Annotated in this window: 13 protein-coding genes and 3 pseudogenes; 7 read left to right on the plus strand and 9 right to left on the minus strand. The window is 72.2% G+C overall.

The window, feature by feature from the left end:
- Positions 1 to 4: 4 nt before the first annotated feature.
- Positions 5 to 1,510: an MFS transporter gene (locus tag AB5J54_RS16455; protein WP_369144663.1), complete on the plus strand. Its 1,506-nt coding sequence runs from the start codon at positions 5 to 7 to the stop codon at positions 1,508 to 1,510.
- Between the two features lie 70 nt (positions 1,511 to 1,580).
- The gene (locus AB5J54_RS16460; protein ID WP_369144664.1) at positions 1,581 to 1,919 is read left to right on the plus strand and encodes a hypothetical protein; all 339 of its coding nucleotides are present in this window, start codon (positions 1,581 to 1,583) and stop codon (positions 1,917 to 1,919) included.
- Here AB5J54_RS16460 and AB5J54_RS16465 read toward each other — a convergent pair.
- Positions 1,916 to 2,326 (minus strand): annotated as a pseudogene (locus AB5J54_RS16465) (SMI1/KNR4 family protein); the annotation flags it as partial. The gene AB5J54_RS16460 and the pseudogene AB5J54_RS16465 sit on opposite strands and share 4 nt — an antisense overlap.
- Before the next feature lie 113 nt (positions 2,327 to 2,439).
- Here AB5J54_RS16465 and AB5J54_RS16470 point away from each other — a divergent pair.
- Positions 2,440 to 2,577: pseudogene (locus AB5J54_RS16470) on the plus strand (IS5/IS1182 family transposase); the annotation flags it as partial.
- 314 nt (positions 2,578 to 2,891) lie between these two features.
- Positions 2,892 to 3,251: a hypothetical protein gene (locus AB5J54_RS16475; protein ID WP_369144665.1), complete on the plus strand. Its 360-nt coding sequence runs from the start codon at positions 2,892 to 2,894 to the stop codon at positions 3,249 to 3,251.
- Positions 3,252 to 3,266: 15 nt separating this feature from the next.
- On the opposite strand, the pseudogene AB5J54_RS16480 reads toward AB5J54_RS16475, so the two are convergent.
- The 3 genes and pseudogenes from AB5J54_RS16480 to AB5J54_RS16490 all read right to left on the minus strand — a co-directional run bounded on the left by AB5J54_RS16480 (position 3,267) and on the right by AB5J54_RS16490 (position 5,246).
- A pseudogene (locus AB5J54_RS16480) lies at positions 3,267 to 4,105 on the minus strand (IS5 family transposase).
- A 110-nt stretch (positions 4,106 to 4,215) separates the two neighbouring features.
- Positions 4,216 to 4,404 (minus strand): DUF397 domain-containing protein, encoded by a 189-nt coding sequence (locus AB5J54_RS16485; protein WP_369144666.1) that lies wholly within the window; start codon positions 4,402 to 4,404, stop codon positions 4,216 to 4,218.
- Positions 4,401 to 5,246: a Scr1 family TA system antitoxin-like transcriptional regulator gene (locus AB5J54_RS16490; protein ID WP_369144667.1), complete on the minus strand. Its 846-nt coding sequence runs from the start codon at positions 5,244 to 5,246 to the stop codon at positions 4,401 to 4,403. Before AB5J54_RS16490 ends, AB5J54_RS16485 begins: the two co-directional genes overlap by 4 nt.
- A 103-nt stretch (positions 5,247 to 5,349) precedes the next feature.
- Here AB5J54_RS16490 and AB5J54_RS16495 point away from each other — a divergent pair, with 103 nt between their 5' ends.
- Positions 5,350 to 5,820 carry an ATP-binding protein gene (locus AB5J54_RS16495; protein ID WP_369144668.1) on the plus strand — a complete coding sequence of 157 codons (471 nt, stop codon included), beginning with the start codon at positions 5,350 to 5,352 and terminating at the stop codon, positions 5,818 to 5,820.
- A gap of 8 nt (positions 5,821 to 5,828) precedes the next feature.
- On the opposite strand, the gene AB5J54_RS16500 is transcribed toward AB5J54_RS16495, so the two are convergent.
- Positions 5,829 to 8,111 carry an FG-GAP repeat domain-containing protein gene (locus AB5J54_RS16500; RefSeq protein WP_369144670.1) on the minus strand — a complete coding sequence of 761 codons (2,283 nt, stop codon included), beginning with the start codon at positions 8,109 to 8,111 and terminating at the stop codon, positions 5,829 to 5,831.
- A complete protein-coding gene (locus tag AB5J54_RS16505) occupies positions 8,108 to 9,388 on the minus strand; it encodes an MFS transporter (protein WP_369144671.1) in 1,281 nt (426 codons plus the stop codon). Before AB5J54_RS16505 ends, AB5J54_RS16500 begins: the two co-directional genes overlap by 4 nt.
- Positions 9,389 to 9,465: 77 nt before the next feature.
- Here AB5J54_RS16505 and AB5J54_RS16510 point away from each other — a divergent pair, with 77 nt between their 5' ends.
- Positions 9,466 to 10,314 carry a DUF5937 family protein gene (locus tag AB5J54_RS16510; RefSeq protein ID WP_369144672.1) on the plus strand — a complete coding sequence of 283 codons (849 nt, stop codon included), beginning with the start codon at positions 9,466 to 9,468 and terminating at the stop codon, positions 10,312 to 10,314.
- 60 nt (positions 10,315 to 10,374) lie between these two features.
- Here AB5J54_RS16510 and AB5J54_RS16515 read toward each other — a convergent pair whose 3' ends face one another.
- From AB5J54_RS16515 to AB5J54_RS16525, 3 genes are all read right to left on the minus strand, one after another.
- Positions 10,375 to 11,211, minus strand: a complete 837-nt coding sequence (locus AB5J54_RS16515; RefSeq protein WP_369144673.1) for a hypothetical protein — start codon at positions 11,209 to 11,211, stop codon at positions 10,375 to 10,377.
- Positions 11,212 to 11,443: 232 nt separating this feature from the next.
- Positions 11,444 to 11,821, minus strand: coding sequence for a VOC family protein (locus tag AB5J54_RS16520; protein WP_369144674.1), 378 nt, complete (start codon positions 11,819 to 11,821; stop codon positions 11,444 to 11,446).
- The gene (locus AB5J54_RS16525) at positions 11,812 to 12,411 is read right to left on the minus strand and encodes a CGNR zinc finger domain-containing protein (protein WP_369144675.1); all 600 of its coding nucleotides are present in this window, start codon (positions 12,409 to 12,411) and stop codon (positions 11,812 to 11,814) included. The genes AB5J54_RS16520 and AB5J54_RS16525 overlap by 10 nt, the downstream gene beginning before the upstream one ends.
- A gap of 38 nt (positions 12,412 to 12,449) precedes the next feature.
- On the opposite strand from AB5J54_RS16525, the gene AB5J54_RS16530 reads away from it, so the two are divergent.
- Complete coding sequence (locus AB5J54_RS16530) at positions 12,450 to 13,625, plus strand: MFS transporter (protein WP_369144676.1); 1,176 nt, start codon at positions 12,450 to 12,452, stop codon at positions 13,623 to 13,625.
- Position 13,626: the final 1 nt, after the last annotated feature.

Raw genomic sequence — 13,626 nt, forward strand, 5'->3', positions numbered from 1 at the left:
TGCGGTGACAGAGCCGTCGACGACCCGGGCCGGAGCAGGCCCCGCACCGGCGACCGCCCCCAGCCTCCGACCCCGAGGCCCCGTGGTCCTCGCCCTCATGCTCGCCATGGGGCTCGCCGCGCTCGACGGGACCATCGTGTCCACCGCCGTGCCCCAGATCGTCGGCGACCTCGGCGGACTCTCCGTCTTCTCCTGGCTCTTCTCCGGCTATCTGCTCGCCGTCACGGTCACCCTGCCCGTGTACGGAAAGCTCAGCGACACCTTCGGCCGCAAGCCCGTCCTCATCGCCGGCACCGTCCTCTTCCTCATCGGCTCCGTCCTGTGCGCCGCCGCCTGGAACATGGCCTCCCTGATCGCCTTCCGCGTCGTCCAGGGCCTCGGCGGCGGCGCACTCCAGGGCACCGTCCAGACCATCGCCGCCGACCTGTACCCCCTGAAGGAACGCCCGAAGATCCAGGCCCGGCTCTCCTCCGTCTGGGCCGCGTCCTCGATCGCCGGACCGGCCCTGGGCGGCCTCCTCGCCGGCTACGCCGACTGGCGCTGGATCTTCCTGATCAACCTGCCGGTGGGCCTCCTCGCGCTCTGGCTCGTCGCCCGCCACCTGACGGAACCCGCCCGCACCGCACCCCGCGCCCGCGTCCGCATCGACTGGGCCGGCGCCCTCGCGATCTTCGCCACCGGAGCCGTGCTCATCACCGCGCTCGTCCAGGGCGGAGTCGCCTGGCCCTGGCTCTCCGCCCCGTCCCTCGGCCTCCTCGGCGGAGCCGCCGCCCTCGCCGCGCTCACCGTCGTCATCGAACGGCGCGCGGCCGAGCCGATCATCCCCGGCTGGGTCTGGCGCCGCCGCACGATCGCCGCGGTCAACCTCGCCCTCGGCTCCCTCGGCCTGCTGATGGTCGCCCCGACGGTCTTCCTGCCGACGTACGCGCAGTCGGTCCTCGGCCTGGGCCCGATAGCCGCCGGCTTCGTCCTGTCCTCCTGGACCCTGAGCTGGCCCATCACGGCCGCGCTCTCGAACCGGGTCTACACCCGCATCGGCTTCCGCCTCACGGCCGTGCTCGGCATCTCCCTGGCCCTGCTCCTCCTCCTGGCGTTCCCGTTCCTGCCGTTCCCCGGCGAACCCTGGCAGCCCGCCCTCCTGATGCTGCTGCTCGGCGGAGCCCTCGGCCTCTTCCAGCTGCCCCTGATCGTCGGCGTGCAGTCGACCGTCCCGTACGAGGAGAGGGGCACGACCACGGCCTCGGTCCTCTTCTGCCGCCAGGTCGGCCAGAGCGTCGGCGCCGCACTCTTCGGCGCGATCGCCAACGGCGTCCTCGCCGCCCGCCTCGGCACGGACACGGACCTCGACACCCTGGCCCGCGCCCTGACCTCCACCGACGCGATCCGCCGAGCGGTCGACGCGGCCGTGGACTGGGTCTACCTGGGCGCGGCCGCCGCGGCGGCACTCGCCCTCCTGGCCCTCCTCACCCTGGCCCCGCGCCGCTTCCCCGTCCTGAAGGAGGAGGACTGAGTACGCCCCCGCCGGGAGATGAGCACGCGCGCCCATGCCCGGACGGCGCACCGGACCCGACGATGGGGTCATGAACCCCGACACGTACGCGACGCTCTACGGCCCCGCCCGCCCGGCGCCCCCACCTCGCCGTGGGACCGCCGTCACCGTGGTGGCGGCCCTGCTGTGGACGGTCGCCCTCCTGCTGCTCGGGTTCACGGGGTTCCTGGCGATGTGGGCCGAGGCGGACAGGGGGCCGCTGGACGGGATCCCTCTGGGCTGGGTGCTGATCAGCCTCGCCATCGCGGCCGTACCGATCGCCCTGTTCCGCACGCCCGCCGTCCGCCGCCTGTCCGTCCCGACCCGCGCCCTCGTCACCGGCCTCGCGACCTGCACGACCGCGATCGGGCTCGTGGTCTGGGCGTCCTAGGCCGTTTCCTCCGGATCGTCTCCCGGAGCACCGGCGAACCAGGGACGGCCCTGGGCCCAGTGGGTCACCCATCCGGTGAAACCGGGCCTGCCCGGCATCGGGGAGGTGCTCGACGAGGTGCCGAAGGGCATCGCGCCGTACTCGTCGATCAGCCAGACGTGACCGCGCTGCGGGCCGGTGACGACCAGGTGCCAGTACATGCCGCAGCCGTCGGTGCCCAGCAGCAGGGAGCCGTGGTCGAACACGGCGTCCATCCGGGCCTCGGCCTCCTGCTCCGACAGTGCCTCCTCGTCCTCCTCGTCGTTCTCCCACATCCACGGCGCCGTGAGGGGAAACGGCTCGGCAAGCAGGCGCTCGGGGCGCTCGGAACCCCAGTCCGACGGCGTTTGCGCGAAGGGCAGCAGACCGGCTCGGGGACGGGCGTTCAGACGAGGGAGGGCAGGACGCCTCGGGCCCGGTGCCCGAGCCAGAGGGCCATGGCCGACGGCTGGCTCTGCCCCTCGGTCGAACCGTCGGGGAGGTGGAGCGCGCGTTCGCCCATCCGCACTGGTTCCGCCGCCTGCGGATCCGCTGGGAGATCCGCGACGACATCCACGAGGCCTTCCTCACCCTCGGATGCGCACTCATCTGCTGGCGACACCTGAAGTCATTCCGATAGGAGTTCTTAGGGGTGCGCTCGCCCCGTGCGGGCGAATTTCGGTCATCACGCGAAGCGTCCCTGGTCACACGACCGATGCCGAGAGGATCGCCCGGACAGCCGGACAGACCCTAAGGCCCCCTCAGGGCCCTCCTGGGGCCCTCCGTACCCCTCGAACATGCGGCGCTTGCCCGATGTGGCGGCACCCCCTGGGAAACGAACTTAGAGGCATCGCCGGGACGGCCGGCCCACTTCCGGCCGCTCACACCGGTGCCGTTCCCCCGGCCGGTCGTACGCACCAGACCTCAGCCTTCGTCCACCACAGAAAGAGACCCATGAGCATCAAGACCAAGTTCGCCAAGGTCGGCGCGGTAGCCGCCGCCAGTGCGGCGCTCGCCGTCCTCGGTTCCGGCTCGGCGTTCGCCGGGACCAACGGCCAGCAGTTGCGCTTCTACGACGTGCAGGGCCATACCTACAGCATCAAGGTCAACGGGTACGACCAGAACGGCAACTTCACCTCCCAGTGCTTCGGCACCCCCAGCCGGGACAACTACATAGGCGGCTGGTGGTGGAAGTGGAACCTGAACTGGACCGGCTACTCGGGCTCCGACTGCACCGGCACGGTCACCGTCGGCGTGAAGATGGACTACGTCGAGCCGAATCAGGCCGGCGACTGGTGGCTCATCACGAGCTAGGAAGTTTCTTTCGGATCATCTCGCCGACCAGATGAAGATGGCGGCGATGTGGAGTCCGGCGAAGTAGATGGTGGCGGTCTTGTCGTAACGGGTAGCGAGGCCGCGCCATTGCTTGAGCCTGTTGATGCACCGCTCGACGGTGTTCCGCTGCTTGTAGGCCTCACGGTCGAAGGCCGGCGGACGGCCACCGAGCCGGCCGCGCCGCTTGCGGTTCGCGGCCTGGTCGGAGGGCTGCGGGATCACCGCCCGGATCCCGCGCCGACGCAGACGGGTCCGGATCGCCCGGGACGAGTACGCCTTGTCCGCCAGGACCACATTCGGGGTGGTCCTGGGCCGGCCGATCGGCCGCGGCACCCGTAAGCGGGCCATGACCTCGGGAAACGCGGGCGCGTCACCGGCCTGCCCGGGTGTAAGGACGAACGCCAGTGGCCGGCATCGGCCGTCCGCCGCAAGGTGGATCTTCGTGGTCAGTCCGCCGCGGGACCGTCCGAGGGCATGGTCGTCCGGCTCGCCGACCGGGGCCCCTTTTGACGGGCTCCGGCGGCGTGCTGGTGAGCCCGGACGATCGTGGAGTCGACCGAGACGATCCAGTCGAGGTCGCCCTCGGCGTCGGCCTGGGCGAGCAGCGCGGTGAAGACCTTCTGCCAGGTGCCGTCGGCGGCCCACTTCCGCAGCCGGTTGTGGGCACCCTTCCACGAGCCGAAGTGCTCGGGCAGGTCCATCCACGGAGTGCCCGTGCGGCACTTGAACGCGATCGCGTCGATCACCTGCCGGTGATCCCGCCACCTCCCGCCCCGCCGAGGTTTCCGGTCCGGCAGCAACGGCTCGATCCTCGCCCACTGGGCGTCAGTCAGCGACGCACATCAACCAACGATCAGATGATCCGAAGGAAACGCCCTAGCCGCAGAGCCCTGCCGTCCGGCTCGGACGGGCAGGGCTCCGACACGTACAACCGGCGTCTGTACTACTCCGCCGAGGCGAGCCCGACGAACCCGGCCCACGCGTCGCGCGAGACCCGGAGGGCCGGCCGGGCCACGTCCTTGGAGTCCCGGACGTGCACGGCTCCTGCGCCCGCCGCGACCTCGATGCACTGGCCACCCTCAGCACCGCTGTAGCTGCTCTTGAACCAGGCGAGGGATTCCGTGCTGTTCATAGCTCTCCTAGCAACTTCTCGATGAACACCAGCGACTCTCGTGGAGTGAAAGCCTGCGACCGGATGATCCCATAGCGGGCCGCAGCGAGAACGGCCTGTTTGGGGTCGGTCTCCAAGGCGCTGGTGCCCTGGGCCTCGGCATAGACGAACCGCTTGCCGTCCTCGCGGGTGATGACCGTGAACGGCCCGTCCACGCCCGCATTGTCCTCGGTGTCGAGCGGTATGACCTGGAGTTCGACGTTCCTCCGCTGGCCGATGAGGAGGAGCTGTTCCAGTTGTCCGCGCAGCACCTCCTTGCCGCCGAACGTCCGCCGCGCCACCGACTCGCACATGACGAAGCTCAGCAGCGGCGCGGGGCGCCGGTCGAAGATGTCCTGCCGGGCGATACGGGCGGTCACACGCTGCTCGATCGTCTCCGCATCGAGCGGCGGACGCCGGTTGCCGAGCAGCGCCCGCGTGTACTCCTCGGTCTGGAGCAGGCCGTTGACCACCAAGGTGTCGTACGTCAGCAGCTCCACCGCCTGCTTCTCCAGCTGCGCCATCCCCTGGAAGAAGACCGGATACTGCGCCCTCTCCAGCTGGTCCTTCCAGACCGTCAGCAGCCCGCCCCCGTCGAGTGCTTCGTCCGCCCGATCGATCGCCCTCGGCGGCGGGATCCTCCGCCCCTGCTCGAAGGAGGCGATCGTCGACGCCGAGTAGCCCAGCCGCTTGCCCAGCTCCTCCCGTTCCATCTTCGCCCGCACCCGCAGCGTCTTCAGGCTCTGTCCGAACGCCGCCACCACACCTTTGCCGGACTTGTCCGCCGCCGGGCCGACCTCGCCCTCGGGTTCTTCCTCCGCCATCGCGCCCCGCCTCTCGTACCGGCCCCGACACGGCACGTACAAGCCCATCGCGTCGGTGCGTCACCACTGGTCACGCTACGCCACCAAGAGGAGCTTGGGAGGCATGACGAGCAACAACGACAGCCCCACTATCACCACCCAACTCTCGGGCGTCTCGCCTTACTTGGGCAGCCGGATCTTCTCCCTGCGGTTCACCTCCACGCCCCGGGGCGCACGGCTCGCGCGCCGGCTCGTCGCCGTCCGGCTGGACGAGTGGGGTGTCCCGTACGGGACCGGGGCGCACGAGACCGTCGTGCTGGTCGCGGCCGAGCTGGCGGCGAACGCGGTGCGGCACGGGCATGTGCCGGGCCGGGACTTCCACCTGCTGCTGCGGGTCGCGGACGTCGCGCGGATCGAGGTGAGCGACACGCGGGCGGAGCGCGTTCCGCCCCGTCCCGGCCGCCTTCCGGAGCCGGAACTCCTGGAAGGCGGCCGGGGGTTGCTCCTCGTCGAGGCGCTCGCCGACCGGTGGGGGTGGTGCCCGAGGCTCCGGGCGCCGGGGAAGACGGTGTGGGCGGAGTGCGCCCTCACCTGAGGGGCGGGCTAGAAGACGGAGTTGTAGGACGAGTCCTGTGTCAGGGACACGGACACACCGCGCTTGAAGGGAGCCGACCAGTTGCCCGTGCCCGCGTAGAAGGTCTCGTCGCCGTTCGAGGCGATGAGGTCGGCGCGGCCGTCGCCGTTGGCGTCACCGACGGCGGTGAGCGCGGTGAATGCACCCCACCCGGAGCCGACCTTCGTGCGGGAGGCGAAGGTGCCGTCGCCCTTGCCGAGGTACAGCCAGAGGACTCCGGCCTTGTCACGGGCGAGGAGGTCTCCGGCCGGGCCGCCGGCGAGGTTGCCGGTGGCGGTGAGCTGGTTGTAGGCGCCCCAGCCGCCGCCGATCTTCTTGCGGGCCGCGAACGGCGCGGTGGCCGAGCCCGTGCCCCTGTACAGGTACAGGTCGCCCGCCTTGTCGGTCACGACCAGGTCCGCGCGGCCGTCGCCGGTCAGGTCGCTGCCGCCCGCCAGCTCGTTGTAGGCCTGCCAGCCCGCGCCGATCTTCGTACGGCCCGCGAGCGGCTTGTCGCGGTCGCCGGTGCCCTGGTAGAGCCAGAGGACGCCGGCGCGGTCCCGGGCGACGACGTCGGGAGCGGCCGAGCCCGCGATGTTCCCGACGCTCTCCATCCGGTCGTACGTGCCCCAGCCGCTGCCGACCCGCGAGGCGCCCGCGTCCGCCAGGGAGCCGCCGGGGGCGGTGGGCCGGGTGCCGAAGCGCCACAGGACACCGTCGGGGTCCCGGACGAGGAGGTCGGCCGTGCCGTCGTCGTCGTAGTCGTGCGGGGCGGCGGGCCGGGTCACGGTGAACCGGCCGGTGGTGACCAGCTCCGGGCCGATGCCCTCGTCCGGGCGGGCGGTGAGCTTCCACTCGTACTCGCCGTTGCGGGCGGGACGCGCCCAGTCCGGGCCCTCCAGGTCCTTGCCGTCCCAGTGCCAGGTGAGGTGGCGCGGGGTCCCGGTTGCGGGGCCGTCCTGGGCGGACCATCCGGCCCTCACCGTCTGACCGCTGAGCACGTGGGTCAGGGTCAGCCACACCTCGCTGTCCGCCCGGGACAGGTCCCAGCTGAAGTCGACTCCGCGCGCCACCTCGTCGCCGGTGAGCGTCTTCGGGGTGACGGAGCCGGAGAGGGTCACGACGGTCGACTGCCCCGTGGAGGCGACGAGTTCGACGTCCGGGCGGCCGCCGTCGGCGCGCGGCGAGATCCGGTAGAGGCCCTCGCCCTGCTCGGGGGTGCCCCCGCGCACCAGGAGCGAGCCGCCGGGTCCGGCGACGGCGGAGGAGAAGGCGGTGAGGAGAGCGGCCTTCTCCCCGGTCTCGACCGACTGGACGGTGAAGGGCCGCTTCGTCGGGTTGTCCCCGCCAGGCGCGTAGGTGGAGGACTCGATGTGGGCCTTCTGGCCGGACGCCATCCAGCTGCCGACCAGGTACATCGGGTCGGACAGGTCGTCGTCCGACGGGAACCACAGCTCGTCGGTGGTGCCGCGCCGATAGGCGACGATCCCGTGGACGGCCCTGCCTCCCGACATCCGCGCCTCCCGCCAGGCCACGTGCGTGGCGGAGACGGCGCCGTCCCGGGCCCACTCGTCCGTGGTCTGGGCGTACCAGCGCGTCGTGTCCGTGGCGAGGTCGACGAGGACCTTGACCTCCGTCCCGGTCTGTTCGAGGCGGCACTCGTACAGCGCGGAACCGGTGTCGGTCCAGCCCTCGTGGCCGTCGTAGCAGTCGAGTCCGGCGGATCCGGCAACCCATCGGGGCTTCGGGGTGCCGCCATCGAGCGTGGCGGCGTACTGCTTCACGCCGTCTGCCTCTCGTTTCCCGAGGAGCATGGTGTGGCCGGCCAGGCCCTCGAAGAAGTAGCCGGAACCGAGCGCGTCGAGGTTCACCTCCTGCGGGGCAGGGGCGGTCGTGGCGGGCGTCGACAGGTCGTAGACGCGCACCACCCGGCCGGCGACCGGGGCGGACCGGTCGACGGTGACGACGAGGTCCGAGCCGCCGGCGGCGGAGGCGGTGGTGGCGCCGGGCAGGACGACCGACGAGCCGTCCGCGTACCAGGTCCAGCGGAATTCCGGTGTGCTGCCGCGGGTCTTCGACAGGAAGCCGTTCGGGCCCGCGCCGACGACGTCCGCGTTGCGCGGGAACGGCACAGTGGTCTGCTGGGCCTCCTGCGCGGCGGCCGGCGCGGCGGCGGTGGCCGGGAGTGTGGTGAGTGCGCCGCCCGTGGCGGCGAGGACGATGGTGACGGCGGTGGCCGCGAGTCGGCGGCCGCGCACGCGTGCGTGGTTCATGTACGGGTTCCCTCCCCTGAAGGAACGACGTTAGCCGTCCCTCCGGTCACCGCTCCCACCCACCCCCCCGCCCCCACCAGCAGCGGAACCACTGCCAGCAACTCCCCCACCGCCCCCGTCCACAGCGCCGCCCGCACTCCCGCGTACTGCCCCACCAGCCCGCCCGCCAGGGCGCCCAGCGGCATGCAGCCCCAGACCACGAAGCGGAACGTCGCCGTCACGCGGCCGAGGAGGGGGGCCGGGGTGAGGCGCTGGCGGAGGGTCAACGAGCTGATCTTGAAGGTCATGAAGGCGGTCCAGCCGAGGCCCTGGAGCACGCACGCCACCGCGTACCGCCCGTCCGTCTGGAAGAACGGCAGCGCGAGCAGCCACAGCACTCCGCTCACCAGCACGGACGCGCACATCGCGCGCGCCTCGCCGAGGCGGGCCGCGATCCGGGTCGTGAGGAGACTGCCGAGGAATCCGCCGAGCGCCTCCGCCGTGAACACCAGGCCGCACAGGAACGGCGACAGGCCCAGGTCCCCCGCGAGCAGGACCAGGAGCATGGACGCGCCGATCGTGCCGCACAGGTTGGAGATCGCGGCCGTCAGCGTCAGCGCCCTCAGCAGCCGGTCCCGGAACACGAACCGCAGGCCCTCCGCGATCTCGCCCCGCAGCCGCGCCCCGTGGACCCGCTCCGGCCGGGGGTCCGGGCGGCGGATCCGGGACAGGAGCAGCGCGGAGACCAGGAAGCTGACCGCGTCGACGGCGAGCGCCACCGGCGCGGTCACCGCCGCGACGAGCGCACCGCCCGCGCCGGGCCCGCCCGCCGCCGTGACCGTACGGCTCGCCTCCAGGGCCACGTTCGCGTCCACGAGGCGGTCCTCGTCGACCAGTTGGGGCAGATGGCTCTGGTACGCGATGTCGAAGAAGGCCGTGCAGACGGACAACCCGAAGGCGACCGCGTAGAGATGGGGGAGCGTGAGGGCGTCCAGCCACGCGGCGAGCGGCAGGGTCGCGAGGAGGGCGGCCCGGCCCAGGTCCCCCACGATCATCACGCGGCGCCGGCGCATCCGGTCCACCCACGCCCCGGCCGGCAGCCCGAGGAGCAGGAAGCCCAGGTACTCGCACATCACCAGGAGTCCCGCCTCGAAGGGCGACGCGTCGAGCGGCCCGATGGCCACGAGCGGAAGCGCGAGGACGGTGACGGCGGTTCCGGCCTGGCTCACGGTGTCGCCGATCCACAGCCGGCGGAAGTCCGGCAGCCGGAGGAGCCGGGATTCAAGGGTGGTGGTCATGTCGGCGAACACCATCACCACCGGCCCGACCCGACCATTGTTTTAGTCTGGGCGAAAAGCTCGTACGGGAGGCCCGCGTGGGAGAGATACGGTTCGGCGTCGACGATCTGGCGCAGCTCCGGTTCGCCCTGTCACCCCTCCGGGAGTCCGTCGCCGCCCTGCGCGCCTCCGCCGACCCGGGCGGCCACGCGATCCATCTCCCGTGGATCAAAAAGGCGTTGACCGTGGGGCATGAGCGCACGGCGCTGCTCCCGCACCTGCCGGAGCTCGAAGCCCTCGTCCCTCCCCCGCGCTGTCCCCTCGCCGAGATCGAGGAGGAGCTCATCCTGACCCCGCCCGGCCACCGGGAGGCTCTGCTCGCCTGGTGGCGGGCCGGGGTGCGTCCTTACTGGCCCCGGATCAGGGCCGTCCTGGAGGCCGACCTCGCGTACCGCACCCGGCAGCTCGCCGAGGACGGCATCCAGGAGGTCTTCGCCCATCTGCACCCGAGCCTGCGGTGGGCGGAGGACCGGCTCACCGGGGCCGGCCTCCCGGCCGGGGGCCTCGCCCTGGACGGCGGCGGGATCACCCTCGCCCCGAGCGCCTTCACGAACCGCTGCGTCCTGCTCCCCGCGCGGCACGGCGTCGCGCCGTGCCTCGTCTATCCGGTACGGGCCGTCGGCACCCTGTGGGAGCGGAACGCCGAGCCGGGCGACGGGCTGGCGCGGCTCCTCGGGCGCAGCAGGGCGGGACTCCTGGGCCGTACGAGCACCCCGACGACCACCACCGGCCTGGCCCTGCAGACCGGTCTGAGCGTCGGCGCGGTCTCGCAGCACCTCGCCGTGCTGCGGGACGCGGGCCTGGTGACCTCGCACCGGTACCGGCGCGAGGTGTACTACCGGGCGAGCGAGCTCGGCGAGGCACTGCTCGGCCGCGCCACCGCCTAGCCTTCCCGGCGAGGCACTGCTCGGCCGCGTCTCCTGGGCGTTCCCGGCGAGGAGGGCCGGTTACTGCATGAGTTCCCTGTGAGGGTGCCCGGGGTCCATCGGGCAGTAGTAGATCTGCTGGTCGTGGAGGTCGGCGATCTGGATCGCGGTGGGTCGGCGGGCGAGGTCGCGCACGTGGTTCCGGGGAGAGGCCGCAGCGGTCTCGTCCTCGTACGGGATCCAGCTCTGCCCGCCGCCGTCCCATTCGACCGAGGCGATGGTCAGCAACGGGTCCATGTCGGTGCCGCAGGAGAGACAGGGCCGGGGCCACGGGTCGACGTATCCCCATCTGGGGTGGCCGCCGGTCTTCCAGCCCGGGGCGACGGACAGGTCGCCGGCGTAGTACGAATCGAGGTGAGGAGCGAACCCGGCGTCGATGCGGGCGCCGGCTGCCTGCCACCTGCTCCGGTCCTTCAGCTGCTCCTGCAGCTCCTTGCTCAGGTCCGGAGGGGTGGGGTACTCGATGACCTGCTCCGGCGCGAGCACACACGGCACGGGTACATAGAGCTCCTCCGCCGCGTACGGCTCCGGGGGCGAGGTGAGGATCTCGGTCACGTCGGCCGTCGAGCGCCAGAACACCGCGGTCCTGGGCATCCACTGCTCCTGCTCCGGGTGGTCGAAGGGGCACCACAGCACCTGGAGCAGATCGGCCTTCGATCCCCCGGGCGGGTGCGGCAGGAGGACGTCCCGCGCGTACAGCTGCGCGACGGGGAGCATGGGGACCAGGTGGTCGGTCTCTTCCTCGTCCCAGCCCGGGTTGTTGAACCGCTCCATGATCGCCAACTCTTCCGGCGTGTGGTCGTCTGCGCGCGGATCGTCCGGGTTCTTCGCCTTCCTCACCCGGCGCTGCTGGTCCACGCGCACGATGTCCAGGAATGCACCTCCGGACTCGTGCGGGCCGTCACAGTGCGGCCACGGCTCGTCGGCGGGCCACAGCAGAGGCCCGCCGACCGAGCTGTCGTACGGTGTCGGATTCCCCGGGCGCGGATGCAGCCGCGTCGCTCGGCGAGCCAACGGAGCCAGTTCGGGAAAGACCGCAGCGACATCCACCGCCCGCGGCGGCGTGGTTCGAGTCATCAGGACGGACCTCCTACACGGACCCGCGCGGGATCGACAGGCAGAACGGGTGTCCCGCCGGGTCCAGGACCACCCGCCACCGGTCCGGCCGGGGCTGCTCGGCGGGGACGGTCGCGCCCCACTCCACCAGGCGGGCCGTGGCCTCGTCCAGGTCGTCGACGTCGAAGTCGAGGTGCAGCTGCTGCGGGACCTCCTGGTCCGGCCAGGACGGCGGCCGGTAGCCGTCGACGCGCTGGAAGCCGAGGAACAGGCCGCCGTCCGCGCCGCGCAGTCCCGCGAACTCCTCGTCGGACCGGTCGGCGAGCGGGATGCCCGTGGCCCGGTGGTAGAACGCGGCCAGGGCCATGGGGTCGGCGCAGTCGAGCGTGACCGCCGTCAGTTTCATGAGCATGAAGGGACTCCGGGTGCGGTGAAGTGGGAGCGTCGATGGGCCGCGACGCGTTCGCGGGTCGCGCAGCGGCGGGAGCAGTAGCGGCGTTCCGGACCGCTGCCCAGGGTGATGAAGACGTTCTGGCAGCCGGGTGAGGCGCAGATCCTGCCGGGCGGGCGCTGCCGGTCCCAGACGAGGACGGTCAGGGCCATGCAGGACGAGGCGAGGAGCCACTCGCCCCAGGGCGCGTCGTCGTCGCGGTCGAGGTGGGGGTGCCAGGGGGTGCTGCCGCCGTGCGAGGTGAGGCGGAGCGGCCCGGTGTGGTCCCGCAGGAGGCGGTTGAGGGAGGCTGCGGCGTCGTCGACGCGCTCGGCTGCGAAGACCTGCCGCAGGAGTGCGGCGGCCGTGCGCATCCCGGCCACGTCGCGGCTGGTGAGGTCGACGGGGCCGGTCTCGCCGTACTCGCGGAGCACGGCGGCGACCTCGGCCGGGTCGGGGTGGTCGTCGGCGAGGGCGTTGACCAGGGCGGCGGTCCGTCGGGCCGTGGTCAGTACGGAGTGCCGGGTGGACCAGTCGTCGCGGTGGGAGAGCACCGGGGGAATGTAACGCATCTTGCCGAGTTTTGAGTTACCTCCGTAACGTCTCGGCGATGAGAAGGCGTTACCTCCTCCGCTTCTATCTCGCCGGAACCGTGGCCGCTCGTGCCGGGGACGAGATGTCGGGGCCGGCACTGATGCTGGCGGGGTTCGCCCTGGCCGGGTCGACCGTCGAAGCGTCGTCGCTGCTCGCCGGCATCACGCTCTCCGCGGCGGTGGGAGGGCCGGTGCTCGGTGTGCTCCTCGACAGAGCAGGACGGCCGGGGCGCCTGCTGGCCGGGGCCCTCGTCCTGTACGCGGCGGGGCTGGCGGTGATCCTCGTGGGACTCGGCCGCTTGCCGTTCACGGTCACCCTCCTGGTCGCAGGGGTGACAGGGCTGCTGGGACCGGCCCTGTCGGGGGGCTGGACGGCCCAGCTTCCGCGCGTGGTGCCGGGCGACCGCCTGCCCCGGGCGAACGCGCTCGACGCCATGACGTTCAGCCTGGCGAGCCTGGTCGGCCCGGCCCTCGCCGGCGGCGTGGCAGAGGTGCTGGGAGCCCCGACGGCCGTGGTCGTCTCCGTCGTGCTCATCTCCTCGGCGCTGCCCGCCGCATGGACGCTGCCCGCCCGCCCCGGGCGCGCGCCGGGCGTTCCGGCGGCCTCGGTGGTCAGCGACCTCGCCGCCGGAATGCGGGTCATCGCCGGACGGCCGCCCTTGGCACGGGCGACCCTCAGCTCGGTCGTCTCCTGTGTCGCCCAGGGCATGCTGACGGCGTGCCTCCCGCTCCTTGGCGACCGCGTGCTGGGCGGAGCCGGTCGGGGCGCGGTGCTGCTCTCCTGCACGGCGGTCTCGGCCCTGGTGGCCAACGCCGTACTCTCCCGGTTTCCGCGGGCGTTGCCCCCCGACACGGTCATCTGGGCCGGCGCCCTGGTCCAGGCTGCCGCACTGGCCCTGGCCGCCGTGGGGTCGCCCCTCGCGCTCGTCGTGGCCGTACTCGTCGCGGGGATCGGTGAAGGTCCCCAGCTGGCCGCCCTGTTCGACGTTCGCCACCGGGAGACCCCGGATCACCTGCGAGGCCAGATCTTCACCACCGGCGCCAGCCTGAAGATCACCGGATTCGCCCTGGGGGCAGCGGCTGCCGGACCCCTCGCGACGTGGTCCCTTCCCGGCACTCTGGCGCTCGCGGCGAGTGCGGCGGTCCTCGCCGCAGTGGCCTTCTTCGCGATCCCGTCGGCCACTTCGGAATGAG

This window comes from Streptomyces sp. R44 (assembly GCF_041053105.1).
Lineage (GTDB): Bacteria > Actinomycetota > Actinomycetes > Streptomycetales > Streptomycetaceae > Streptomyces.